This window comes from Embleya sp. NPDC025285 (assembly GCF_055558835.1).
On sequence record NZ_JBVHLU010000017.1, the window covers coordinates 84,069 to 107,313 of the forward strand.

Annotated in this window: 24 protein-coding genes; 10 read left to right on the forward strand and 14 right to left on the reverse strand. The window is 72.4% G+C overall.

Annotated elements, in window-relative coordinates; translation table 11 throughout:
- Positions 1-55: 55 nt before the first annotated feature.
- Complete coding sequence (locus ACZ4FV_RS14070; protein ID WP_395868222.1) at positions 56-1,678, reverse strand: acyl-CoA dehydrogenase family protein; 1,623 nt, start codon at positions 1,676-1,678, stop codon at positions 56-58.
- Positions 1,679-1,820: 142 nt separating this feature from the next.
- On the opposite strand from ACZ4FV_RS14070, the gene ACZ4FV_RS14075 reads away from it, so the two are divergent.
- Together ACZ4FV_RS14075 and ACZ4FV_RS14080 are read left to right on the forward strand one after the other, a co-directional pair.
- Positions 1,821-2,663 carry an SDR family NAD(P)-dependent oxidoreductase gene (locus tag ACZ4FV_RS14075; RefSeq protein WP_402230110.1) on the forward strand — a complete coding sequence of 281 codons (843 nt, stop codon included), beginning with the start codon at positions 1,821-1,823 and terminating at the stop codon, positions 2,661-2,663.
- A gap of 120 nt (positions 2,664-2,783) precedes the next feature.
- Positions 2,784-3,611, forward strand: coding sequence for an MOSC domain-containing protein (locus ACZ4FV_RS14080; protein ID WP_395868218.1), 828 nt, complete (start codon positions 2,784-2,786; stop codon positions 3,609-3,611).
- 154 nt (positions 3,612-3,765) lie between these two features.
- Here the strand turns inward: ACZ4FV_RS14080 and ACZ4FV_RS14085 are convergent, their stop codons facing one another.
- Positions 3,766-4,374 (reverse strand): helix-turn-helix domain-containing protein, encoded by a 609-nt coding sequence (locus ACZ4FV_RS14085; RefSeq protein ID WP_402230113.1) that lies wholly within the window; start codon positions 4,372-4,374, stop codon positions 3,766-3,768.
- A 61-nt stretch (positions 4,375-4,435) separates the two neighbouring features.
- Between ACZ4FV_RS14085 and ACZ4FV_RS14090 the strand changes: the two genes are divergently transcribed.
- Positions 4,436-5,107, forward strand: coding sequence for a B3/B4 domain-containing protein (locus ACZ4FV_RS14090; protein ID WP_402230116.1), 672 nt, complete (start codon positions 4,436-4,438; stop codon positions 5,105-5,107).
- Positions 5,108-5,114: 7 nt separating this feature from the next.
- Here ACZ4FV_RS14090 and ACZ4FV_RS14095 read toward each other — a convergent pair whose 3' ends face one another.
- The 7 genes from ACZ4FV_RS14095 to ACZ4FV_RS14125 all read right to left on the reverse strand — a co-directional run bounded on the left by ACZ4FV_RS14095 (position 5,115) and on the right by ACZ4FV_RS14125 (position 11,767).
- Complete coding sequence (locus ACZ4FV_RS14095) at positions 5,115-5,534, reverse strand: YchJ family protein (RefSeq protein ID WP_395868215.1); 420 nt, start codon at positions 5,532-5,534, stop codon at positions 5,115-5,117.
- 34 nt (positions 5,535-5,568) lie between these two features.
- On the reverse strand, positions 5,569-6,123 hold the full coding sequence (locus ACZ4FV_RS14100) for a TetR/AcrR family transcriptional regulator (protein ID WP_395868214.1): 555 nt from the start codon (positions 6,121-6,123) through the stop codon (positions 5,569-5,571).
- A gap of 74 nt (positions 6,124-6,197) precedes the next feature.
- Complete coding sequence (locus ACZ4FV_RS14105; protein ID WP_395868212.1) at positions 6,198-7,457, reverse strand: MFS transporter; 1,260 nt, start codon at positions 7,455-7,457, stop codon at positions 6,198-6,200.
- Between the two features lie 164 nt (positions 7,458-7,621).
- The gene (locus ACZ4FV_RS14110; RefSeq protein WP_402230122.1) at positions 7,622-9,073 is read right to left on the reverse strand and encodes a M1 family metallopeptidase; all 1,452 of its coding nucleotides are present in this window, start codon (positions 9,071-9,073) and stop codon (positions 7,622-7,624) included.
- Positions 9,074-9,263: 190 nt separating this feature from the next.
- Positions 9,264-10,109 carry a siderophore-interacting protein gene (locus ACZ4FV_RS14115; protein ID WP_395868209.1) on the reverse strand — a complete coding sequence of 282 codons (846 nt, stop codon included), beginning with the start codon at positions 10,107-10,109 and terminating at the stop codon, positions 9,264-9,266.
- Between the two features lie 138 nt (positions 10,110-10,247).
- Positions 10,248-11,024, reverse strand: a complete 777-nt coding sequence (locus ACZ4FV_RS14120) for an SGNH/GDSL hydrolase family protein (protein ID WP_395868207.1) — start codon at positions 11,022-11,024, stop codon at positions 10,248-10,250.
- Between the two features lie 86 nt (positions 11,025-11,110).
- Positions 11,111-11,767, reverse strand: a complete 657-nt coding sequence (locus ACZ4FV_RS14125) for a class I SAM-dependent methyltransferase (RefSeq protein ID WP_395868205.1) — start codon at positions 11,765-11,767, stop codon at positions 11,111-11,113.
- Positions 11,768-11,939: 172 nt separating this feature from the next.
- On the opposite strand from ACZ4FV_RS14125, the gene ACZ4FV_RS14130 reads away from it, so the two are divergent.
- A complete protein-coding gene (locus tag ACZ4FV_RS14130) occupies positions 11,940-12,368 on the forward strand; it encodes a response regulator (RefSeq protein WP_395868203.1) in 429 nt (142 codons plus the stop codon).
- 37 nt (positions 12,369-12,405) lie between these two features.
- Here ACZ4FV_RS14130 and ACZ4FV_RS14135 read toward each other — a convergent pair whose 3' ends face one another.
- Complete coding sequence (locus ACZ4FV_RS14135) at positions 12,406-13,404, reverse strand: TetR/AcrR family transcriptional regulator C-terminal domain-containing protein (protein ID WP_395868201.1); 999 nt, start codon at positions 13,402-13,404, stop codon at positions 12,406-12,408.
- A gap of 213 nt (positions 13,405-13,617) precedes the next feature.
- Between ACZ4FV_RS14135 and ACZ4FV_RS14140 the strand changes: the two genes are divergently transcribed.
- On the forward strand, positions 13,618-15,267 hold the full coding sequence (locus tag ACZ4FV_RS14140; protein WP_465322696.1) for an MFS transporter: 1,650 nt from the start codon (positions 13,618-13,620) through the stop codon (positions 15,265-15,267).
- A 165-nt stretch (positions 15,268-15,432) separates the two neighbouring features.
- On the opposite strand, the gene ACZ4FV_RS14145 is transcribed toward ACZ4FV_RS14140, so the two are convergent.
- Positions 15,433-16,320: a class I SAM-dependent methyltransferase gene (locus tag ACZ4FV_RS14145; protein WP_402230126.1), complete on the reverse strand. Its 888-nt coding sequence runs from the start codon at positions 16,318-16,320 to the stop codon at positions 15,433-15,435.
- Positions 16,321-16,548: 228 nt separating this feature from the next.
- Between ACZ4FV_RS14145 and ACZ4FV_RS14150 the strand changes: the two genes are divergently transcribed.
- Both ACZ4FV_RS14150 and ACZ4FV_RS14155 read left to right on the forward strand, forming a co-directional pair.
- On the forward strand, positions 16,549-16,977 hold the full coding sequence (locus tag ACZ4FV_RS14150; protein ID WP_395868195.1) for a DUF4440 domain-containing protein: 429 nt from the start codon (positions 16,549-16,551) through the stop codon (positions 16,975-16,977).
- Positions 16,978-17,076: 99 nt separating this feature from the next.
- Positions 17,077-17,454, forward strand: coding sequence for a DUF952 domain-containing protein (locus tag ACZ4FV_RS14155; RefSeq protein ID WP_402230128.1), 378 nt, complete (start codon positions 17,077-17,079; stop codon positions 17,452-17,454).
- Between the two features lie 138 nt (positions 17,455-17,592).
- On the opposite strand, the gene ACZ4FV_RS14160 is transcribed toward ACZ4FV_RS14155, so the two are convergent.
- Positions 17,593-17,913 (reverse strand): winged helix-turn-helix domain-containing protein, encoded by a 321-nt coding sequence (locus ACZ4FV_RS14160; RefSeq protein ID WP_395868192.1) that lies wholly within the window; start codon positions 17,911-17,913, stop codon positions 17,593-17,595.
- Positions 17,900-18,505, reverse strand: a complete 606-nt coding sequence (locus ACZ4FV_RS14165; RefSeq protein WP_395868190.1) for a hypothetical protein — start codon at positions 18,503-18,505, stop codon at positions 17,900-17,902. Before ACZ4FV_RS14165 ends, ACZ4FV_RS14160 begins: the two co-directional genes overlap by 14 nt.
- A gap of 251 nt (positions 18,506-18,756) precedes the next feature.
- Between ACZ4FV_RS14165 and ACZ4FV_RS14170 the strand changes: the two genes are divergently transcribed.
- Positions 18,757-19,962 (forward strand): NAD(P)/FAD-dependent oxidoreductase, encoded by a 1,206-nt coding sequence (locus ACZ4FV_RS14170; protein ID WP_402230131.1) that lies wholly within the window; start codon positions 18,757-18,759, stop codon positions 19,960-19,962.
- Between the two features lie 173 nt (positions 19,963-20,135).
- Positions 20,136-21,032, forward strand: coding sequence for an RNA polymerase sigma-70 factor (locus ACZ4FV_RS14175; RefSeq protein ID WP_465322697.1), 897 nt, complete (start codon positions 20,136-20,138; stop codon positions 21,030-21,032).
- A gap of 39 nt (positions 21,033-21,071) precedes the next feature.
- On the opposite strand, the gene ACZ4FV_RS14180 is transcribed toward ACZ4FV_RS14175, so the two are convergent.
- Complete coding sequence (locus ACZ4FV_RS14180) at positions 21,072-21,878, reverse strand: arylamine N-acetyltransferase (RefSeq protein WP_395868185.1); 807 nt, start codon at positions 21,876-21,878, stop codon at positions 21,072-21,074.
- 300 nt (positions 21,879-22,178) lie between these two features.
- Here ACZ4FV_RS14180 and ACZ4FV_RS14185 point away from each other — a divergent pair, with 300 nt between their 5' ends.
- Positions 22,179-23,240, forward strand: coding sequence for an ATP-binding protein (locus tag ACZ4FV_RS14185; protein ID WP_465322698.1), 1,062 nt, complete (start codon positions 22,179-22,181; stop codon positions 23,238-23,240).
- Positions 23,241-23,245 lie beyond the last annotated feature (5 nt).

The following is a 23,245-nucleotide window of genomic DNA, read 5'->3' on the forward strand; positions in this document are numbered from 1 at the left end:
CCTAGAACGGCGCCTCCTCCGTGCGGAGCGGGGGGCCGGAGCCCCGGGGCGGCACCTACACCTCCCGCACCCGAGACAACAACGCGCCCGTGTCGGTGCCCGCCGGGAGGGTGCCGAACGCGTGGCCGCCCTCGCGGGCCAGGCGGGTGGCGCAGAACGCGTCGGCAGCCGGGCTCGCCGCGCGCACCAGTAGCGCGCCCTGGAGCACCACCGCCATCGATTCGACGATCCGCCGGGCCCGGAACTGCGCCTCGTTCGGGTCGGCCAGTTCCTTGCGCAGCGCCGCCACCGCCTCGTCCAGTCGGTGATCCGCGCCGGCGGCCGAGTCGATCTCGGCGAAGAAGGCGTCCACGCACGCCGGTTCGCGGGCCATCGCACGCAACGCGTCGAGCGCGGCGACGTTGCCCGAGCCCTCCCAGATCGACACCAGCGGCGCCTCGCGGTACAGCCGGGGCAGCCCCGACTCCTCCACGTAGCCGTTGCCGCCCAGACATTCCAGCGCCTCGGCCGCGTGCGCCGGGCCGCGCTTGCACACCCAGTACTTCGACACGGCGACCGCGATCCGGCGAAACGCCGCCTCGCCCGCGTCCCCGCGCAGCGCCCGATCGCCGGCGCCGGCCAGCCGCAGCGCCACCGTGGTCGCGGCCTCGGACTCGATCACCAGGTCGGCCAGTACGTTGCGCATCAGCGGCTGATCGATCAGCGCCGCGCCGAACGCCCGTCGGTGCGCCGCGTGATGCGCGGCCCTGACCGCGCCGACCCGCATCCCGCACGCGGCCCCGATCACGCAGTCGAGCCGGGTGGCGTTGACCATCGTGACGATGGTTCGCACGCCCTGGCCCTCGGCGCCGATCAGGCGGGCGTACGCGCCCTCGTACTCGATCTCCGCCGACGCGTTGGAGCGGTTGCCGAGCTTGTCCTTGAGGCGCATCAGGTGGAACGTGTTGCGGCTGCCGTCCGGCAACACGCGCGGGACCAGGAAGCAGGAGAGTCCGCCCGGGGCCTGGGCCAGGGTCAGGAACAGGTCGGACATCGGCGCGGAGGTGAACCACTTGTGCCCGGTCAGCCGGTAGGAGCCGTCCGCCGAGGGCACCGCGCGCGTGGTGTTGGTGCGTACGTCCGAGCCGCCCTGCTTCTCGGTCATCGACATGCCCGCGATCAGCCCGAGCTTGCCGGCCGGCTCGCGCAGTCCGAAGTCGTAGCGGCGCGAGGCCAGCAACGGCTCGTAGAGTTCGGCCAGTTCCGGCTGCACGCGGAGCGCCGGCACCGAGGCGTAGGTCATCGAGATCGGGCACATGTGGCCCGCCTCGACCTGGCTCCACGCGTACAGCTTCGCCGCGCGCGCGACGTGCGCGCCCGGGCGGTCCTCGCGCCACGGGCTCGCGTGCAGGCCGTGCTCCACCGCGACGGTCATCAGCTCGTGCCACGCCGGGTGGAACTCGACCTCGTCGATCCGGTGCCCGTGGCGGTCGTGGCTGCGCAGGATCGGCTCGTGCTCGTTGGCCAGCCGGCCCCACTCCTGGGCCGGTTCCTCCCACGCGCGCAGCCCGAGTCCACGGACCTCGGCCTCGGCCCAGCCGGCGCCCTCACGATGCAGCGCCTCGTACAGCGCGGGATCGGCGGCGGTGTCCCGCGCGGTCGGAGCCGGGACCTGGTTGGTGACCTCGTGCGTCGACATGTCCAGCAGTCAAGCAGCGCTACGCGTCGGTAACAAGACCGGACGCGCACTGCTCGGCACGTGTCGCGCGCGGTCCACCGCGGGATTCGACGGATTCGAAGATTTGCTGGATTCTGTCAAGGTAATCCGGCATGGTCGGCGCATGCCTCAGCACACTCCCGTCGCCTTCGTCACCGGTGCCAGTCGCGGAATCGGCCGTTGCGGCGCCCTCGCCCTCGCCCGCGCCGGCTACGACGTGGTGCTCACCGCCCGTACCGTGCGCGAAGGGGAGGGGCGCGGCGGGCCCACGTCGTCCACCGCCGATCCCACGCCGTTCGCGATCCCCGGCAGTCTGGAGACCACCGCCGGCGAGATCGAGGCGCTGGGCCGGCGGGCGCTGCCGATCCGGATGGACCTGATGGACCGGCAATCCATCCTCGACGCGTGCGACACCGCGCTGGACACGTGGGGACGCGTCGACCTGCTCTTCAACAACGCCATATACCAAGGCCCCGGCGCGATGGACCGCATTCCGGATCTGCCGATCGAGGCCGCACAGAACCTGCTCGTCGGCAACTACCTGCACCAACTGGTGCTGATCCAAAGGTTGTTGCCGCACCTGCTGGAGCACCCGCGCAGTCACGTGGTGAACATGACGTCGGGCTCGGTCCGACTCGATCCGCCGGGTCCGGCCGGCGCGGGCGGCTGGGGGGTCGGCTACGCCGCGTCCAAGGCCGCGTTCGGGCGGGTCGCCGGCGTGCTGCACGCCGAGTATCGCGAGCGCGGGCTGCGCGCCTTCAACGTCGACCCCGGTTTCGTGCTCACCGAATCCCAGAAGGCGCGCGGATCCGGCGGCCACCTCCAGGCCAACTTCACCGCCGCCACGCCCGACATCCCCGGCGAGATCGTCGGCTGGCTGGCCACCGCCGAGGAGGCCGACGCACACGCGGGCACAACGGTGTTCGCCCAGCGGGTGTGGAAGGAACTGCACCCGGCGGACGCCTGAGCGGCGCGGTCGATTCCGCCGCCCACCGTTGTGTGCGAGCGATCCGCGCCGCGCGACGAGAGGAGCGCGCGGGGGTGGGCCGGCGGGTCCGGGCGAGCACGCCGTGGATAGGGTCGGGTGATGGCCACAGTCGTCGAACTCACCTACTACCCGATCAAGGGTTGCGCCGGGACGTCGTGCGATCGGGCGCTGTTGACCCGCGCCGGACTCGCCCACGACCGCGCCTTCATGGTGGTCGACACGAACGGCGTCTACCGCACCCAGCGCCGCGATCCGCTCCTGGCGTCGATCCGCCCGGAGATCGACACCGCCGGTGAACGCCTCACCCTGCGCCGGACCGGCGTCGCCCCGGTGACGATCGACGTGGACACCGCCGGTGCCCGGCGCGACGTGGACCTGTTCGGCAACCCGTTCCGGGGCATCGACCAGGGGGACGCGGTCGCCGAGTGGATCTCGGACGCGCTCGGCGTGGGCAGCCGGCTGGTCCGGGTGCCGCCGGAGCACGATCGGGTGACCGACGGCGCGATCCCGGGCACCGCCGGATACGCGGACAGCTCCCCGTTGCACGTGCTCTCCCGCGGCTCGCTCGACCTGCTCAACGCGCGACTGGCCGAGCAGGGCGAGGCGCCGCTGCCGATGAACCGCTTCCGGCCGAACGTCGTGGTCCAGGGGTGGCCCGAACCGCACACCGAGGACCGGCTCCGGCGGTTCGGCGTCGGCGAGGCGGAACTGGGCTACGCCAAGCTCGCGATCCGCTGCGCGGTCACGATGGTGGACCAGGTCGCCGGGACCAAGGCGGGCCCCGAACCGCTGCGCGCCTTCGCCGGCTACCGCCGCGCGGCTCAGGGCGGGGTGGCCTTCGGCGCCAAGTTCGCCGTGCTGCGCCCGGGCAAGTTGTCGGTGGGCGACGAACTGGTGGTCGGCGAGTGGGGCACGGCCGAGGTGTAACTCGCGGCGGGACGAGCGGTGGAAGCGCCGGGGTTGACGCCGCCGCCGGGCCGGCCGAGGTGGGGTCGGCCGAGGCCGGGCGGCTCGGGTCCGCAGAGAGCGAGCGGGCAGGGAGCGGGTGGGCGGGGGCGGACGGGCCGAGAGCGGGCCCGAGTCAGCCGATGTCGGGCCGGCTCGGCAGGAGCACGACGCCGACGAACCGGGCGGTGCTCGCGCCGTCGTTGCGGTAGGAGTGCGGCCGGTCGGCCGCGAAGCGGGCGCACCCGCCGGCCGGGACGTCCACCCGCTCGCCGGCCACCTCCAGGGTGAGCGTGCCGTCCAGGACGGTGACCAGTTCGCGGACGCCCGCGCCGTGCGCCGCGCTGACGTGCGCGTCGCCGGGAGCCAGCGTCCAGCGCCACAGCTCGGCCGGGACGGGCGGGTCGCTGCCGATCAACAGGTCGCCGTGGCCGCCGTGTTCGCCCTGCCACAGCCGGGTTCCGCCGCCTGCCGGGACCACCTCGACGACCGGCGCCGGCGCCCCGTCGACCAGGCCGGTCAGCGGCAGGCCGAGCGCGTCGGCGATCCGGGCCAGGGTGAGCACGCCCGGGTTGCCCCGGCCCTGCTCGACACCCACCAGGGCACCCTTGCTCAGGCCGCTGCGCGCCGCGAGCGCCTCCAGCGACCAGCCGCGCGCGGTGCGGGCGGCCCGGACGTTGGCCGCGATCGCGCGGCTGACCGCGGGTTGACCGGGATCGGCCAACAGGTCATTATTCTGCTCCATGCGGTCTACTGTAGTGGACCGCGGCTCGACCGGTCGCCCTGTCGCGGAGGAGAACCCGAACGTGCTCACGTCCATCACCATCGACCCGGCCGTGCACGCGCTGCGCCCCGACGCGGTCGTGCTCGCCCTGGTCGCCACCGGACTGCCGGGCGGCCCCAGCGACGACGGCTCCCGCGCCGCGCTGGCCGAGGCGACCCTGTCGCTGCCCACCACCCCGCCCGAGGAACATCCGAACGTGGCCGCGTGGCGACAGGCGTACCGTGCCTTCGGCGCCAAGCCGCAGCGCACCCGCTGCTCGGTGGAGGCGCTGATGCGGCGCGGCGGGCTGCCCGAGGTCAACCGCCTGGTCGACCTGTACAACGCGGTCTCGGTGCGGCACGTGTTGCCGGTCGGCGGCGAGGACCTGTCGCGTTATCGCGGCGCGGCCCGGCTGATCCGGGCCGAGGGCACCGAGCCGTTCGAGGTCCTGGAGGCCGGGGTCCCCGCGATCGACCACCCCGCGCCGGGCGAGGTGGTGTGGTGCGACGACGAGGGCGTCACGTGCCGTCGATGGAACTGGCGCCAGTGTGTGCGCACCCGGATCACCGAGCACACCACCGACGCGCTGTTCCTGTTCGAGCGGCTGGAGCCGATGACCCTGGACGCGTTGCACGAGGCGGGCGAGGACCTGGCCAAGCGACTGCGCGACCTGTCCGCGTCGGTGCGGATCGAAAGCCGGCTGGTCGGCGTCTGACCGTTCGTCAGCGAGGCAAGGGGCCGACGTAGACCCAGGCGCCGTCGTACCGGACGAACCGGCTGTGTTCGCGCAGCGTGTCCTGCCGGCCGCGCTCGAGGTAGGTCGCGATGAACTCCACGGTGCCCTCCTGGTGGAACGGCCCGCCGTCGGTGCTCGCGAGCACCTCCAGGCCCAGCCAGCGGGTGCGCTCGTCCAGGTCGAGGCGCTCCGGCCGGGTGTCGGGGTGCCACGTGCGCAGCAGATAGGCCGCGTCGCGCACGGCGAACGCGCTGTAGCGCGAGCGCATCAGCGCCTCGGCGGTGGGCGCGGGGGAGCCGGCGTGCCGCGCGCCGCAACACGCGCCGTAGGTGTCGGGCAGGCCGCAGGGGCAGGGCGAGGCGGCGGTGACGGCGTCAGGTCGGGGCCGCGGGGTGCGTCGGGACATGCCCCGATTCTGGCCCAACCGGAACGTGCCACGCCTACTCGGTGTGTTCCGGCGCCGAGGGGGTCGACGGCGCGGAGGGTGCCGAGGACCCCGAGGGTGTGGGCGGTGCCAGGCACGGCCCGGGCAACAGGTCGCGGATCATCGCCTCCCACTCGTCGGTGCTGGGCGGCGCGTCGGTGAGCAGGGCCTGGATGAGCAGCCCGTCCAGTGCGCCGACGAACACCCGGACCCGGACCGCGTCGGTGGTGAAGCGCAGCGCGAAGTCGGTGACCGCGGCCATCCAGTGGTCGGTGGACTCGCGCAACTCCGGTCGCCGCGCGGCGAGCAGGAACAGCTCGTACTCGGCGACCAGCAGGCCCGGCGACGTGCAGATGTGGTTCAGGTGTTCGGCCAACGCGCGCCGGGTGTCGCCGGGGGCGGCGGCGATCGAGCGCACGTGGATCGCGTCCGCGGTCATGCACGAGGTGAGCGCGGCGGTGAGCAGGTCGTCGACGCCGTCGAAGTAGTACGTGGAGGCGCTGGTGGGCAGGCCCGCCTCGCGCGAGACGGTGCGGTGGCTGACGCCGGCCGCGCCGTCTCGTTCGACCACCCGCAGGGTGGCCTCGATCAGCGCCCGGCGGCGGCGTTCGCCCTTGGCCCGGCGGCCGTCGACGGCTTCCTCGATCAGTGGGATTCACCTTCTCGTACGGGGGTGGCGCCGGTCGGCGGGCCGCCGACCGCGACGGTGGTCCCGCCCGCGCGCGGCGCGGTCCGGCGCAGCACACGGTATCCACCGAGGGCCATCGAGGCAGCGAGCAGGGCCGCGCCGACGGCGACGCCGAAGCCGGCCCGGGTCCCGAAGTGGTCCACGATCAGGCCGGACAGCGAGGAGCCGGCCGCGACGCCGATGCCGATGCCGGTGGTGGTCCAGGTCATCCCCTCGGTCAACCGCGCCGGCGGGACCAGGCGTTCGACCAGGCTGACGGTCAGGATCATGGTGGGCGAGATCGACATGCCCGCGAAGAACACGGCCACCGCGAGTGCGGGCAGGTTACCGACCAGCAGCAGCGGCAGGATGGTCACGGCGGTGATGCCGACGCTGATCAGCAACATCCGGGGCAGCGGGGAGGCGAACTTGAACGCGCCGAAGGCGATCCCGGCCAGGCAGGAGCCGGCCGCGTAGGTGGCCAACACGAAGCTCGCCGAGCCGCGTTGGCCGTGCTCCTCGGCGAAGGCGATGGTGACCACGTCCACGGTGCCGAAGATGGCGCCGATCGCGATCAGGGTGACCACGAGCACCTGGAGGCCGCGGATGCGCATCACCGACGTGGTCCTGCCGGCGGTGCGCGGGTGCGGCGGGGGCTCGGTGCCGCGCTGCACGGTGAACAGCAGGACGCCGATGGTGAAGAAGGCGATCGCGGCCAGCGGGCCCGCCTCGGGGAAGGCGGAGACGGAGAGCTGGACGGCGATGATCGGTCCGAGGATGAAGCACAGTTCGTCGACCACGGACTCGAAGGAGAACGCGGTGTGCAGGTGCGGCGAGCCGCGGTACAGGACCAGCCAGCGGGAGCGGACCATGGCGCCCATGCTGGGCATGCAGCCGGCGGGTATCGCGCACACGAACAGGGTCCAGGCGGGGGCGTCGTAGCGCGCGCAGAGCAGGAGCACGCCCAGCGTGATGACGCTGACGGCGGTGGCCGGGACGAGCACGCGGCTCTGCCCGTAGCGGTCCACGACGCGGGAGATCTGCGGCGCGATCAGCGCGGTGGACAGTGCGAAGGTGGCGGCCACGGCGCCCGCGAGGCCGTACTCGCCGCGCAGTTCGGAGAGCATGGTGACGATGCCGATGCCGGTCATCGAGATGGGCATGCGGGCGATGAAGCCGGCTGCCGAGAATCCCTTGGCACCGGGCGCGGTGAAGATTTCTCGGTAGGGGTTACGCACGGGAGTTCCCGTCGATAGGAAAATAAAGTGGGACGTTCGTTCCAGTTTCTATCACGGGGCGTGCGGTCCGCCAAGTCGCTTCGCGCCGGCGTCGGATGGGCCGGACGTGCGGACGCGGCGGTCGGGCCGGGGCCGACCGCCGCGTCATGGGGTGCCGCGGTGGCTCAGGCCGGGTCGACGGTCCAGTCCGGGTGTCCGGGCATCGGCGGCGTCTTCGCGCCGTACAGCCACGGGTTCAGGAACGGCGCGAGGTCGCGTCGGGCCACCTCGGAGGCGAGTTGGACGTAGTCCGCCGTGCTCGCGGCGCGGCCGCGGAAGCGGCTGGTCCAGGCACGTTCGATGTGGGCGAAGGTGTCCGCGCCGACCTCGATGCGCAGCGCGTAGAAGACCAGCGCCGAACCGTCGTAGCGCATGCGCTTGAACAGGTTGGGCTCGGTGGGCTCGGCCGGCGCGCCGGTGTCCCGGCGCCAGATGTCGTGTTGCCGGTAGGTGTCGCGCATCAGCGCCTCCAGGTTGGCGCCGCCGTTCTCCTCGCTGTAGACGCGCTCGTAGTAGCGTGCGTGCCCCTCGCTCAGCCACAGGTCGGACCAGCGCTCCATGGCCACGCTGTCGCCGGTCCACTGGTGCACGAGTTCGTGCACCATGTTGCGTTCGGCGTTGATCTTGTCGCCGAGCAGGTCGGCCTTGGGGATCAGGGACAACGACTGGGTCTCCAGCGCGACGCCGAGGTCGGTGTCCGCCACGAGCAGCCCGTAGCTGTCGAACGGATAGGGACCCAGCCTGCTCTCCACCCAGGCCAGATGACGGGGCGTCAGCGAACGGTACTGCTCGACCCGGTCGACCAGGTCCGGCGGAACCGCGTCGCGCAGCCGGGTGCCGTTGGTGGTCGGGCCGTCGATCAGCGTGTACTTGCCGATGGCGAGTTGGAAGAGTTGGCCCGCCACCGGCTGCCGGCTGTCGTAGGTCCAGCGGGTGCGGCCGGGTGCTACCCGGCGCTTGTGCGTGAGGGTGCCGTTGGACAATGCGGTGAGGTCGTCGGCGGCGGTGATGTTGACCGTGGTCCGGGCCCGCAGACTGGGGTGGTCGTTGCTCGGGAAGATCATCTTGGCGCCGTCGGGCTGCGGGTAGATCACCGTGCCGTCGGGCGTGGGAATCCAGCCGAACGTCTCGATCGCGTCGTCGCGGTGCCGCTGCTGGGTGGGGTCGGCGGTGTACTCGACCCGGACCGTGAACGCGCGGCCCTTGCGCAGCGGGCGGGTCGGGGTGATCACCAACTCGTCACCCTCGCGGGTGGCGGTCGCGGTCGTGCCGTCGACCGTGACCCGGCCGAGCGTGTTGCCCGCGAAGTCGAGGTCGAACCGGGACAGCGCCTGGGTGGCGGTGGCCTTGACGGTGGTGGTCGCCGGGAACGCCGCGCCGGGCGCCCGCCAGTCGAAGTCCAGTGTGTAGTGGTCGACGCGGTAGCCGCCGTTGCCGCTCAGCGGCAGCAGCGGATCGCCGATCCCGGGCGCGCCGGGAGTGGGCCGAGCGTCGCTCGCGTGCGCGCCGGCTGCGCCGGCCGCAGTGAGGGTGAGGGCGGTCGCGATGGCCACGAGGGCGTGTGATGGACGTCTCATGCGCCCCACCCTGTGCCGGCTTCGTCGCTCGCGGTAGTGCCCGACGCGTGCTTTCACTCGGGTGGCGTGGTCGGTTCGGGGAGTTTGCCCGGATTCTCGCTGATCGCACGAGGGAAACGGTTCCGCACCACCGTGCGAGGGCCCGGGACTCGGTGACGGATCCCGGACCCACGTACGGGTGGGGTGCGGGTCAGGCGCGCTGTTCGGCCTCGCGTTCGGCGGCCTTCTCGGCGGCCTTGTCCGCCTGGAAGCCGTCCTCGTCGCGGCCCTTGCGCCAGTAGCCGGAGAAGGAGATGTCGGTGCGCTCCACGCCGCGCTCGTCGACCAGGTGTCGGCGCAACTCCTTGACCACACCGGCCTCGCCGTGCACGAACGCGTGCACCCGGCCGGTGGGGAAGTCGAGCGCGCGCAGCGCGTCGAGCAGATCGGGACCGGCGTCTCGGGTGATCCAGGTGATGTCGAGATCGAGGTCGGGGTGGGTGGCCGGCACGGTGCCGGTGGGTGCCTCGTCGGACGTGCCCACCTCGAGGAGCGCGATCGCCTTGGCCGCGGCGGGCAGCCGCTCCAGCGAGGCGCTGATCGCGGGGTAGGCGCTCTCGTCGCCGACGAACAGGTGCCAGTCCGCCTCGGGGTCGGGGGCGTAGGCGCCGCCGGGACCGAGCAGCCGCACCGTGTCGCCGACCCGGGCACGGGCCGCCCACGGGCCGGCCAGGCCCTCGTCGCCGTGGTGCACGAAGTCGATGGTCAACTCGCCGGTGTTCGGGTTGTTCGCGCGCACCGTGTAGGTGCGGGTGCGCGGCCAGTCCTCGCGCGGGAGTTCGGCGCGGATGGTCTCCATGTCGAACGGCTCGGGGTAGTTCACCCCGGGCTGCGGGAAGAGCACCTTGACGTAGGCGTCGGTGTAGCCGTTGTCGGTGAAGTGTCGGTAACCGTCGCCGCCGGCGACGATCCGGATCAGGTGGGGGCCGACCCGTTCGGTGCTGCGTACCTGGAGTTCGATCAGTTTGCGGGTCTTGCGTACCGGGCGTTCCGCCATGGAGGTTCTCCTCGCCGTGTCACCTGCGCTGTGCGACTTAGGTAAACCTAACCTGATTGCACCTCGAATCGTTCCCCGGGGGGCACCCCGGTCCCGTCGGGTGCCCGACCGGGCCCGCGCCCGGTGCCGCGTGGTCGCTCATCGCCACAGGGTCAGGTCGGCGCGCTTGGGCGGGCGTCCGTCGCCGGAGGAGCGACCGGTGGCGCGGCGGGCGAGCCAGGGTCCCAGGTGGGTCCGGGCCCAGCGCACGTCGGCGCGCCGGCGATCGGTCCAGGCCCGCGGCGCGGCGGCGGGCAGCGGCGCGCGCCAGTCGAATTCGGCGGGCAGGCCCATCGCCTGCGCGGTGGCCTCGGCGACGCGTCGGTGTCCCTCGGTGGACAGGTGCAGGCGATCGTCGGCCCACATCCGGGGATCGTCGAAGACGCGGGCGGTGAACAGGTCGACCACGGTGGCGTCGTGCCGGGCGGCGACGGTGTCCACGAAGGCCACCAACTGCTCGATCCGCGGCATCAGTCGCGCCGACGAGCGCAGCCGGCGGGTGGGGTCGGTACTGCGGAACAGCACCAGGTGCGCGCCGCCGGCGGCGAGCTTGGCGGCGGCCTGTTCGAACACCGCGCACACCGCGCCGACGTCGCAGCGCGGGCGCAGCACGTCGTTGAGACCGCCGGCGAGGGTGATCAGATCGCCGCCGAGCGCGACGGCGGCGTCCACCTGCTCGTCGGCGATCTGGCGGATCAGCTTTCCGCGTACGGCGAGGTTGGCGTAGCGCAGCGTGGGTGTGTCCAGGGCCAGCCGATCCGCGAGCAGATCGGCCCAGCCGCGGTAGCTGCCGTCGGGACCGAGATCGGACATGCCCTCGGTGAACGAGTCACCGACCGCGACGAAGTTCGTGAAGGTGGGGTGTGGTGTGTGCATGGCCGGAAAAGCCTAGCCGCCGCGCGCGCCGATGCACGGGAGGAGGGCTCCGGTGCCGACCATTCGGCGGGTGGGGCGCCGACCGCTCAGCGGCGGCGGGCCACGCCGAAGAAGTAGTCGCCGAGGAGCGACTTGCTGCCGAGCACGTCGAGCCCGTGCCGAGGGAGTTCGGCGAGGAAGTCCCGATCGTCGAAGCGGTCCTCGATGGGGTGGTCGAACAGGAACGCGAGGGTGGGTCGGGCGAGTGCGCGGGCGGTCATCTCGGAGAAGTAGAACCGGCCGCCGGGACGCAGCACCCGGCCGACCTCGGCCAGGCACGCGCGCCAGTCGGTGATGTGGTGCACGATCGCGAAGTCGAACACGGCGTCGTAGCTCGCGTCCGCCGCGCCGATGGTGCCGCGCAGATCGGTGGCCGAGCCCTCGACCAGCGCCACCCGGCTGTTGCCGTGCCAGCGCCGGCGGGCCTTGGCCAGCGACGCGTGGTCGAGGTCGATGCCGTCCACCCGGGCGGCGCCGAAGCGGTTCAGGATCAGCTCGATGCCCCTGCCGGTGCCGCAGCCGATCTCCAGCGCGTGCGCGCCGGGGGCGAGCCGGCCGCCCAGGCGCAGCAGCAGCGGCGTCTCGTACCAGATCTGCGGGGCCCGCCGGAGGGGACTGGCGACGACGATCTTCTCGACCGTGTTCATCCGCATGGCGCACTCCCCCTGGTTGCCGAGCGTGATCGACGCTCCACGATGGGCCATGTCGTGGACGGCGTCAAGGACGAACGCGGCGAGCCGGGCGGGCCCTGCTGCCCGGCGGGCCGGAGGCGTTAGCCTTCGGGGGGTGGGTCGGTGGTGTGAGCGCGCCGAGTTCGCCGGATGGGTGCCGGTCCGGGTCGCGGGTCGGTCGGGACCGTGAGCCGAAGGTGGTGCGATGAGCCAGACCGCGATGACACGAACGCTGACGGTGTTGCTGGTGGAGGACGATCCCGGCGACGCGTTGATGATCGAGGAGGCGTTGCTCGATCGCGATGGCGGTCACACGTTGTGTCGGGTCGCGGATGGCATGGAGGCGCTGGAGTGGCTGCGCGCGAGTCCTCGACCGGACCTGGTGATCCTGGACTTGAACATGCCTCGGATGGACGGTCGCGAGGTGCTTTCGGCGATGAAGGCCGACGCGCGCTGGCGGACCATCCCGGTGGTGGTGCTGACCACCTCGGCCGCACCCGACGACGTGCGGCACAGCTACGACCTGCACGCCAACGCCTTCGTGACCAAGCCGGTCGAACTCGAGTCGTTCCTGGAGGCGGTGCGCGGGATCGACGAGTTCTTCCTGGGTCTGGTGACCCTGCCGCGCGGGTGAACCGCGGCCGACGACCGGCCATTCGGGCGCGCCCCGGTCACCCGGTCGGGGGGACCAGCAGGGCGATGCCGTCCAGCAGGCGGTCGAGTCCGAAGCCGAACAGCGAGTCCAGATCCAGTTCCACGCCCGGATCGCTCAGCGCGGCGGCGTACATCGGGAAGTGACCGCCGCGCAGGATCAGGTCCATCGCCTCGTCCTGCGCCTGCATCCATTCCTCGCTGGAGATGCCGGTGGCGCGCTCGGCCTCGAACTCGGCCGCGATGTTGACCGCGGTGCCGCGTACGTAGTTCAGCATCGTCACCGCGATGTGCATCACCACCTGCGGCGGCAGCCCCTGGAACTCGGCCATCGCCCACTCCACATGCGCCATGCCGCGCGGGGTGGGCAGCGGGCGGGTCATCGACATGACGTGGGCCAGCCACGGGTGCTCGCGGTACATCCGCCATTGCAGCCGGCACGAGGTCTCCAGGCGGGCCCGCCAGCCCACCCGTTCGTGGGACGGCAGGGGCATTTCGCCGAACACGCTGTCGGCCATCGCCGCGAGCAGATCCTCCTTGCCGGGCACGTGCCGGTACAGGGTCATCGCGGCCACCCCCAGTTCGGCGGCGATCTGCCGCATCGACACCGCCGCCAGGCCGCGTTCGTCGGCGATCGCCACGGCCGCCGAGACGACTCGCTCACGGGTGAGTTCGGCCTCGGTGCGCGGGGGGTGCACCGAGGGTACGGCGATGACCGCGGCGCGCGGGCGATCCGGCCGATCGGCGCGGGCCGCCCGGTCGGGGTGCTCGGCGACCACGGTGCCGACGCCGCGTACGGCGCGCACCAGTCCGGCCTCGCGCAGTGCGGTCAGGGCCTTGGTGGCGGTGGCCATCGCCACGCCCCATTCGGCGGTGATCGCCCGGGTGGAGGGGACCCGGTCGCCGGGCCGCAACTCGCCGGTCTCGATCCGGCGGCGCAACTCGGCGGCGATCCGGAGCGAAGGGGTGGCGGGGGGCGCGGGATTCGTGGCGGAGGCCGGCGTGGTGGGGCGTGCCATCGGGGCTCCCGGGGCTTGTCGGTGCATGGGGGCGGCGGTCAGTGCACTATAGGGCACGTTTGCCGCCGAGGTAGTGCACAAGCTTGAGTGCACTACTTGGAGAAGTCTTTATTTGTGGAGGACTTGGCTTCGTTGCACTGGTCCGTCCGAGGTGCTTACTCTGTACGCGTCGCAGCGTACGCCGTATAGGTGCATCAGTGGGGGAGAGTTCCAGTGACAACCATCGAGACATCCGAGCAGTCCGGGGCCGGGTCCGGACCGTTGGCGGGGCGGCGGGAGTGGCTCGGGCTGGCCGTCCTGCTGCTGCCGTTGCTGCTGGTGAGCATGGACGTGTCGGTGCTCTACTTCGCGGTGCCGTTCATCGGCCGCGCGCTGGAGCCCACCGGTACACAGCAGTTGTGGATCCTGGACATGTACGGCTTCGTGCTCTCCGGCCTGTTGATCGTGATGGGCGCGCTCGGCGACCGGATCGGCCGGCGCCGACTGCTGCTGGTGGGCGCGGCGCTGTTCGGCGGCGCGTCACTGGCCGCGGCGTACGCGCACAACGCGGAGACGCTGATCGCGGCCCGGGCGCTGCTGGGCGTGGGCGGCGCGGCGTTGATGCCGTCCACCCTCGCGTTGATCCGCACCATGTTCGTCGATCCCAAGCAGCGCGGGACCGCGATCGCGCTGTGGACCGCCGTGATGACCGGCGGGATCTCGCTCGGGCCGATCCTGTCCGGCCTGCTCGTCGAACACTTCTGGTGGGGCTCGATCTTCCTGATCAATGTGCCGGCGATGGCGATCCTGCTGTTCCTGGTCCCGGTGTTCGTTCCGCGCCATCGGGGCTTGGCGCAGGGGCCGTTCGACCTGATCGGCGCGGTGTTGTCGCTGGGCACGCTGTTGCCGGTGGTCTACGGCATCAAGGAGATCGCCCGCTCCGGCGCGGCCACGTTGCCGGTGTTGAGCATCGGGTTCGGGCTGATCGTCGGCACGCTGTTCGTGCGCCGTCAACTCACCGCCGCCCACCCGCTGTTGGACCTGGAACTGCTGCGTATGCGGGCGTTCGGCGGGTCGGTGGTGGCCAACGTGCTGTCGATGTTCGCGATCGTCGGCTTCGCCATCTTCACCACGCAGTACCTCCAGTCGGTGCTCGGGATGAGCCCGCTGCGGGCCGCGCTGTGGAGCCTGGTGCCGTCGGGAGCGGTGGCCGTGGCCACTCCGGTGGCCACCGTGCTGGCTCGACGGATGGATCGGGTGTGGGTGATGTGCGGCGGGTTCGTGCTGGCCGCGGGCGGCTTCACGGTGCTGGCCGGGGCCCGGTCGGACTCCTCGTTGGGGCTGTTGCTGGGTGGGTCCGCGGTGTACGCGGCGGGCGTGGTCGCGGTGATGACGCAGGTGACCGAGATGGCGATGGGCGTCGCGCCGGCCGACCGCGCCGCGTCCGCCTCCGCGGTGCTGGAGTCGGGGAGCGAGCTCGGCGGCGCGTTGGGCATGGCGTTGCTCGGCACGATCGGCGACGCGGTCTACCACCGGGCGATGGCCGACACGGCGCCGAGCGGCCCGGCCCGGGAGACGCTCGGCGGGGCCCAGGCGGTCGCGGCGGACCTGCCGGGGAACTCCGGGCGAGCGCTGGTGGACTCGGCGCGGGACGCGTTCTGCGACGGGATGAACGCGGCGGCGATCGGGGCGGCCGTGGTGATGGTGGTCGCGGCGGCGTATTGCGCGCGCTTCCTGCGGGGCGTGCCGGTGGCGAACGCCGGTGCGGAGGAGGGGACTTCGACGCCGGTGGCGGCTTCGGTCGCGGAGCGGGAGAAGGCAGAGGCCGGGGTCGGGGAGGCGGTGGACGCGGTGGACGTGCGGGCAGCGAACGGACGCGCGTGAACGGCGGGTTGGACGGCCGGCGGTGAACGGGGGCGGCGGGGGCGAGAATGTGGTCGGCTCGGTGCCGGCCGCGTTTTCGCTCCCGCCGCCGTGCACCTGCCGCCCCGCGTGCCGAGTCGGCCGTCGGGTGCCGCCGGAAGGTTCGGCCGCGATGGTTGTCGCGGGTCATCTCCGGGTGCAGGCGCGGGCGGTGTGCACGGTCGTCGCGGCCAGGTAGAAGGCGTCCGGGCGCCACAGGATGCCGGTGTCGGCGTCGGTGTCCAGCAGCGCGTCCAGCGTGGCGCGGTCCTGCGCGTCCAGGCGGTCGGCCAACAGGGCCCGGCGCTGCGTCAGTTCGGCGTGCAGGTGTTCGCGGGGCGCGGCGTCCAGAGGCGACGGCAGGTCGATCAGGAACGAATGCGAACCGGTGGGGACCAGGCCCGCCCGGGCCAGCATGGCCGGCCAGTCCTCCACCGCGGCGCGGGTGCCGGGCAGTGTCGCGCGCAGTTCGGCGAACCAGTCCTCGTGCGCGGCGTCCAGGCGGGCCTGGAGGCCGGGTCGGCCGATGCCGATGTCGCGGGGCAGGAAGCGCGGGGACAGGCCGCGTTCGACGACCGCGATCACGCCGCCCGGGCGGAGTACCCGGGCCAGCGAGTCCAGGGCGGCCTGTTGGTCGCCGAGGTGGTGTACGACATCGCCGGCCCAGACCAGGTCGGCGCTGCCCAGGGCGCCCAGGTCGGCGGGCAGGTCGACGCGGTGGGTGCGGACCCGGTGGCCCAGCCCCTCGCGCCGGGCGCGGACGCCGGTGCGTACCCGCAGGGCCGTGCTGGGTGCACCGGCGACCACCTCGGCGTTGGGGAAGTAGCGGGCCAGCAGGCAGGAGGCGACGCCGGGGCCGCCGCCGAGGTCGAGGATGCGGTCCACCCGGGCCAGCGTGTGGTCGCCGTACAGCGCGAGGTCGCGCAGACGCGCGGCGGCCTGTTCCAGGAACGGGGCGTGCAGTTCGGCTTCGCGTTCGAGGTATCGAGCGTCCGCGTCCCGATACGGGCCGTCGGGGTCGGGGTGGGTGGTCATCGCTGGTTCTCCCGAGGTCGGGGCGCTCATTGCCGTGGGCGGCCGGGTCGATCGTCCGTGTTGCGGGAGACAACGTCGGCACATGGGCGCGGTAATCCACGTCGGCGGGAACGGTCGGCCGCGACGTGGTCGGTGGCGGTGGCGGTTCCGGTACGTTGCCGAGCAGGACGGATACGTCGTTCGGCGCGTTGCACGCGTGGTGCGGCAGACGACTGTGGGGAGCGCGGGATGTCGGTGTCGGAGTCGAGGCGGACGGTGGACGACGCGGTCGTGTGCCGGGCGGAGATCGTCCGGTTGCATGAGCTGATCGAGGGTCTGCTCACCGGCGCGAACCGGGATTCGGGCGGATTCGCGCTCGCGCACGCCCCGGGTTTCACGCTGGTCGAGCCCGGCGGTGGCACGCTGACCCGGCCGGAGGTACTCGCGATGGTCGACGGCGCGCGAGGCGCGGTGCCGGGGTTGCGGATCACCATCGAGGACGTGCGCGTGGTGGCCTCGACGGGCGAGTTCGTGGTGGCGGCGTACCGCGAGGTGCAGGTGCGCGCGGACGGCGGCGGCGACACGCGGGCCGCGACGGTGGTGTTCGAACGCGACGCGTCCACGGAGCACGGCCTGCGCTGGCGGCATCTGCACGAGACCTGGGTCGAGCGCACCTGAACCGGAGCCGTTGAGATCGCGTCGGGCCGGCGGTGGGCATCGAATGCGCTCGCGTCGGGCCGGCGGCGCGGGATCGAAGACAGACCCTAGGGTCGGGGCATGAGTGACGAGATCGTCTACAAGCTGGTGGGCACCGCGGAATGGACGGCCGCGCTGCGGCGCGGGGTGTTCGAGGGAGCCGGGGTCGACCTGGTGGACGGGTACGTGCACCTGTCCACCGGTGCGCAGGTGGCCGAAACGGCGCGGCGCCACTTCGCCGGCCGCGACGCGCTGACCCTGGTCGCGGTGGATCCGGCCGCGCTCGGCTCGACGCTGCGCTGGGAGCCCTCGCGGGGCGGGGAATTGTTCCCGCACGTGTACGGCGCCGTGGAGCCGGCCGCGGTGGTGTGGACCGCGCCGCTGGACCTGCCCGCGACGCCGGACGGCGACACGGTCGCCGAGGCGGTCCTGGCGGTGTTGCGGGCGCGCGGCGGCTGATCGGCGGGCGGTCGGGCCGGGAGATCGGTGTTCGGTGATCGCACGGGGCGGGCACACCCGGGCGCCGGCCGCCCGGGCGCTCGCCCGGGGTAGGTGGCGCGTGCGGGTGGGCCGGCGTCGGGGCGCGTCGAAGTCGCGTTATTCGGGGAGGGATTGCCCCGAGAGGTTGCGCAGGTTGTCGAGTTGCTCCCAGTGCCGGGCGATGCGCTCGCGGCCCTCCGGGGTCAGCGCGACGTTGGTGTTGGGCTTGCGGTGAACGAACCGCTTCTCGATGGTGATCAGTTCGGCCTCGGCCAGCTTGGTCAGGTGGCTGGAGAGGTTGCCCTTGGTCAGCCCCGTCACGCGCTGGAGGAAGACGAAGTCGGCGGATTCCACCGTGGACAGCACCGTCATGAGGGCCAACCGGCCCGGCTCGTGGATCAGCCGATCGACGATCGGCCCGTCGCTAGACGTCGACATCGCCGTCGCCGAGGTCCGGTGCCCGGTCGGGTGCGAAGGCGCGTTCGAGCGCGGCATGATCGAGGACTCCCGTCACCATGGTTGCCACGCCGACGAGCATAAGTCCCACGTTGATCCTGGCCGTCGGCCCCACATAGCCCCAGATCGGCAGTAGGGCGACCACCACGAGCGTGCCCCAGACGGCCACGTGGTGCGGCCTCGGCCGCATGGCGACGGCGTAGGACGCGAACATGACCACCGCGAACACGGCGGTGGTCGCGGTGAGTGGCAGGTCGACGTTCCAGTCCAGGCTCACCGCGCCCGCGACCAGGGCCGCGCCGACGGCGGCGGTGACCGCGGCCCGCGTGCGGTCGCGGCCCGAAGGGGTGATCCGCCCGAAGGTCTCCGTGTAGTAGCGGTTGATCCACAGGTAGGCCGCCCCGGCCACGACCATCAGGCCGCCGACCGCCCAGGTGACCCAGGCGTGATCCAACGGCCCCCACCTCGTGTTGGAAAGCCCGGCGACGACGAACAACACACCGGTCGGAATCGAGAGCAGTCCCCTCAGGTAGGAGTAGTTCGCCGCCGCGGACTCGAGACTCGCACGATCCATCGCGCCCCTCCCAAACTGGTTTGTGTCACAGACTCTACGGCTTGCCGGGCATGTTGCAAACAGGTTTGCGACGCAAACCTGAGGTGTCGGTCGAGGAAGCGGCGGGGTGGGGTGCCCGGCTGTCCGAGGGGCGTGGTCGCGCGCACGCGGCGGGAGATGTGCCCGTGCGCAGTGACCTGGCTCACAACCTGTCACAACACTCGATCGGGAGGTGTCTTGAGGCCGAACACCTGAACACCGGAGGAGACACCATGAGCGGCAACACCGATGTGATCGTGATCGGCGGCGGATACGCGGGTGTCATGGCGGCCAACCGCCTGACCCAGCGTGACGACGTGACGGTGACGCTGATCAACCCGCGCCCGAACTTCGTCGAGCGGATCCGGCTGCACCAACTCGTGGCCGGGTCGCACGACGCGGTCGTCGACTACCGGGAGGTCCTGGGCGAGGGCGTGCGCCTGGTGGTCGACAGCGTGACCCGGATCGACCCGGCCGAGCGCGGCGTGCGCCTGGCGACCGGCGGCACCCTCGGGTACGACTACCTGATCTACGCGGTGGGCAGTGGCAGCGCCGACCCGCGCGTGCCCGGAGCGGCCGAGTTCGCCCACCCGATCGCCGGCCTGGAGGACGCGCGGCGGCTGCGGTCGATCGTCGACGCCGCGCCTGCGACGGCCGCGGTGACCGTGGTCGGGGCCGGTCCGACCGGCATCGAGACGGCCGCCGAGCTGGCGGAGGGCGGTCGCGCGGTGACCCTGGTCTGCGGCGGGGTGCTCGGCCCGTACCTGCACCCGCGGGGGCGCCGCTCGGTCGCCCGGCGGCTGGCCGCACTCGGGGTGACCGTGCTCGACGGCCCCGACACGCAGGTGACGGCGGTGACGCGCGACGCCGTGGAACTGGGCGACGGCCGCGAGGTGCCGAGCGAGGTGACCATCTGGACCGCCGGGTTCGGCGTGCCGGACCTGGCCGCGCGCAGCGGGCTGCGCACCGACGCCCTGGGCCGGCTGCTCACGGACGAGACGTTGACGAGCGTGGACGACGCGCGCATCGTCGCGGCCGGGGACTCGGCGGCGCCGTCGGACCTGCCGCTGCGGATGAGCTGCCAGGCCGCGATGCCGCTGGGCGCGCGGGCCGCCGACACCGTGCTCAGCCGGATCGCGGGTGAGCAACCCGCGGTCCTCAACCAGGTGTTCGCCGGCCAGTGCATCAGCCTGGGCCGCCGCGCCGGCATCTTCCAGTTCGCGCACCGGTACGACGTCGCGCTGTGGTTCCACATCGGCGGTCGCCCCGGAGCCAGGCTCAAGGCCATCGTGTGCGACGGCACCGTCAAGCACCTGGCCGGCGAGGCGGGCAAGCCCGGTTCGTACGGCCTGCACCGGGTCTCGGGAGGTGCCAAGCGCCGGGAACTGCTGCAGGCGCGGCGCGACGAGGCGCCGACCACCGTCGAACAGGCAGCCTGATCGATCGGGCACTCGTGGTCGATCCGTCCGACCACGACGCCGCCACAGCGCATCCCGTGCGGCGACACCCTCGTCGCGGGGCCTCGCCGCACGGGATGCGATCATCGGCGGTCCCGCGGGTAGCGGACCGTCGCCGACCTGGCGCCGCACAGGCGAAGGAGAGGGAGCCAGACATGAGCGAGCACGCCGGTGACCAGGCGACGGAGACCTTCGTCGCGCACCGCAACCTGCTCTTCACCGTCGCCTACGAGATGCTCGGATCGGCGGCCGACGCCGAGGACGTGCTCCAGGAGACCTGGTTGCGATGGGTCGAGGTCGACCTGGAGCACGTGCGCGACCTGCGCTCCTACCTGGTCCGGATCACGACCCGGCAGGCGCTCAACCGGCTGCGCACCATGAAACGCCGCCGGGAGGCGTACGTCGGCCAGTGGCTGCCCGAACCGCTGCTGACCGCGCCGGACGTGGCCGAGGACGTCGAACTCGCCGAGAGCGTGTCGATGGCGATGATGCTCGTCATGGAGACGTTGTCGCCGACCGAGCGCGCCGTCTTCGTGCTGCGCGAGGTCTTCGACGTCGGCTACGACGAGATCGCGGCCGCCGTGGACAAGAGCCCCGAGGCGGTGCGCCAGATCGCGCACCGGGCCCGCCGGCACGTCGACGCCCGCCGCCCCCGCCAGTCGGTCTCCCCGAGCGCGGCCCGTGCGGTCGTGGCGGCGTTCCAGCGCGCGCTGGAGACCAGGGACATGCAGGGCCTCCTCGACGTGCTCGCCCCCGAGGTCGTCCTGGTGAGCGACGGCGGCGGAGTCAAGCGGGCCGCGCTGCACCCGATGCTCGGCGCCGACAAGGTGGCCCGCTTCTACATCGGCGGCTCCGGCAAGCTCGACGGCACGCTCACCTGTGAACCCACCGTGGTCAACGGCAACCCGGCACTCGTCGTGCGCTTCGACGGCGTCGTCGACGGCGTCCTGGCGCTGCGGGTCGAGGACTCCCGCATCATCGGCCTCTACTACGTCCGCAACCCGGAGAAGCTGAAGCGCGTCGCCTCCGAGACCCCGCTCACCCTGCGCTGAGGAGCGGGAGCGGAGGCGGGGGAAGGGCCACGGCCACGGCTACGGTGTCGCGGAGGGGATGGGGGCGGGGTTCGGGCGGGCCGGGGCGTGGTCGAGGGTGATGCCGAAGAGGTCGCGGTAGGCGGCCAGGAGGGCGGCGTCGTCGGCGAGGGGTTCCTTGTGGCGTTCGGATCCGGTGGTGCGGACGACGGTGCGGTCGGAGATGGTGATCCGGCCGTCCGATGTCGGGCGCGAACACAGCGGGGCGCGGGTGAAGTGCGATGTGGGCGCGGTCTGGTGCCACCAGCAGCCGGTCACGAAGTCGCGGAGTTCGCGCGGGCGGGCTTCCAGGCGGTACTGGAGCACGCCGTCGTGGAGCACGTCCAGATCGCCGTGTTCGCCGTTCTCGTGGTCGAGGATGCGGAACACCCCTCCCGGGTCCCCCTGATCGGTGCGCACGTCCAGACGCAACGGATGGTGGGTGAACCGGCCGAAGCCGACGTCGACGAGCCACGGTTCGTCCAGGTCGACGCGCAGCGCCAGATGGTCGAACGGGATCCCGACGCGACCCTCGTCGCCGTACGTGCGCGCGGCGAGCAGGGTGACGCGGTAGCCGAGCGCGCGCAGGAGGGCGGCGAATCCGCCGCCGAGTTCATAGCAGAAGCCGCCGCGCCGCCGGTCCAGGAACTTGGCCAGGATCGCCTCCTCGGTGAGCTCGACGGGCCGACCGAGGTGGATGTCGAGGTTCTCGAAGGGCACCGCGAGCAGATGCCGCCACTGGAGGTCGGCCAGGGCCGCCGCGTCGGGGCGCGCCGGACGGGCGGCGTCGAGAAGGGCCAGATAGGCGTCGGCGCGATCGCGGTCCATCGGGTCTCCGTGCTGTGAGTGCGTGCGGCCGATCATGCCGGCCGGCGCCCGTCATGCCGACGCCGCTACGCGTCGCGCGGGGAGCCCCCGACGACACCCCAGCGGCGATCCCGAGCACCCGCGCCCCCGAATCCCGGTGCGCCGGGTGTGGTTCGTCGTCCGTCGGGGCAGGTGGGCGGCCCTCGAGGGCGGGAAAATTGGGCGACACGGTTCGGGATGTGGGGACATCATGCGGGAGTGGTCGTCGCGACCCCTCGCGGGTGCCGGCCCGGTCGTGACGTTGGTTCCCGAAAGGTTGTCGTGCAGGCCGTACATGCGATCACCCCCGCCGCGTTGCCCGACGTCCTGTTGCATACCGCGCTGGTGCGGCCGGTGTTCGTGTGGGGTGCGCCCGGCATCGGGAAATCCTCGCTGGTACGGGACTTCGCCCGATCGCTCGGACTGGAATGCGTATCGTTGCTCGGCACCCAGCTCGCTCCCGAGGACCTGATCGGCGTACCGCAGATCGTGGCCGGGCGCAGTCGGTTCTGCCCGCCCGAGCAGATTGCCCGAGACGAGCCGTACTGCCTGTTTCTGGACGAACTCAACGCCGCCTCGCCGGATGTGCAAAAGGCGTTCTACTCGCTGATCCTGGACCGCCGGATCGGCTCGTACACGCTGCCGGCCGGCTCCGTGGTGATCGGCGCGGGCAACCGGGCGAGCGACAACGCGCTGGCCCGGCCGATGTCCTCGGCCCTGATCAACCGCCTGGTGCACGTACACCTGCGCGCCTCGGCCGGCGACTGGCTGGACTGGGCCGCCGCGCACGGCATCCACCCCTGGGTGCTGGACCACGTGCGGGCCCGCCCGGACCACCTGTGGAGCGCGCCGCCCAAGACCGAGGAGCCGTTCTCCACGCCGCGCGCGTGGCACATGCTCTCCGACGGGCTGTACTCGTTCGGCGCCGACGTCGTCGACGAGCACGTGCGGATGCTGGCACACGGCACGCTCACCCCCACCCACGCCGCCGCGTTCCTGGGCTACCTCAAAACCGTGCGCAACGCCTACGGTTTGGACGCCATCGTCAAGGGCGACGCCCGCTGGCCGGCCGCGCCCGCCGACCGCGACCTGCTGTTCTTCCTGGTGGAGAGCTTTCGCGCGCGCCTGGCCAAGGACCTGCCGGCGGATCGTCGACACGTCTCGCCCGCACTGCGCGAGTTCGCCTACCGGGCCAAGGCCCTCCTGGTCGAACTCGCGGAGATATCCCTGGAGATGGCCCAACTCGTGATCGCCGAGGACGACACCGGCGCCGCCCCGCTGCCCGCGTGGTTCCTCGTCGAGACCGCCCGCGACCTGCCGCGCCTGGTCGGCGCGCGGCGCTGACGAGC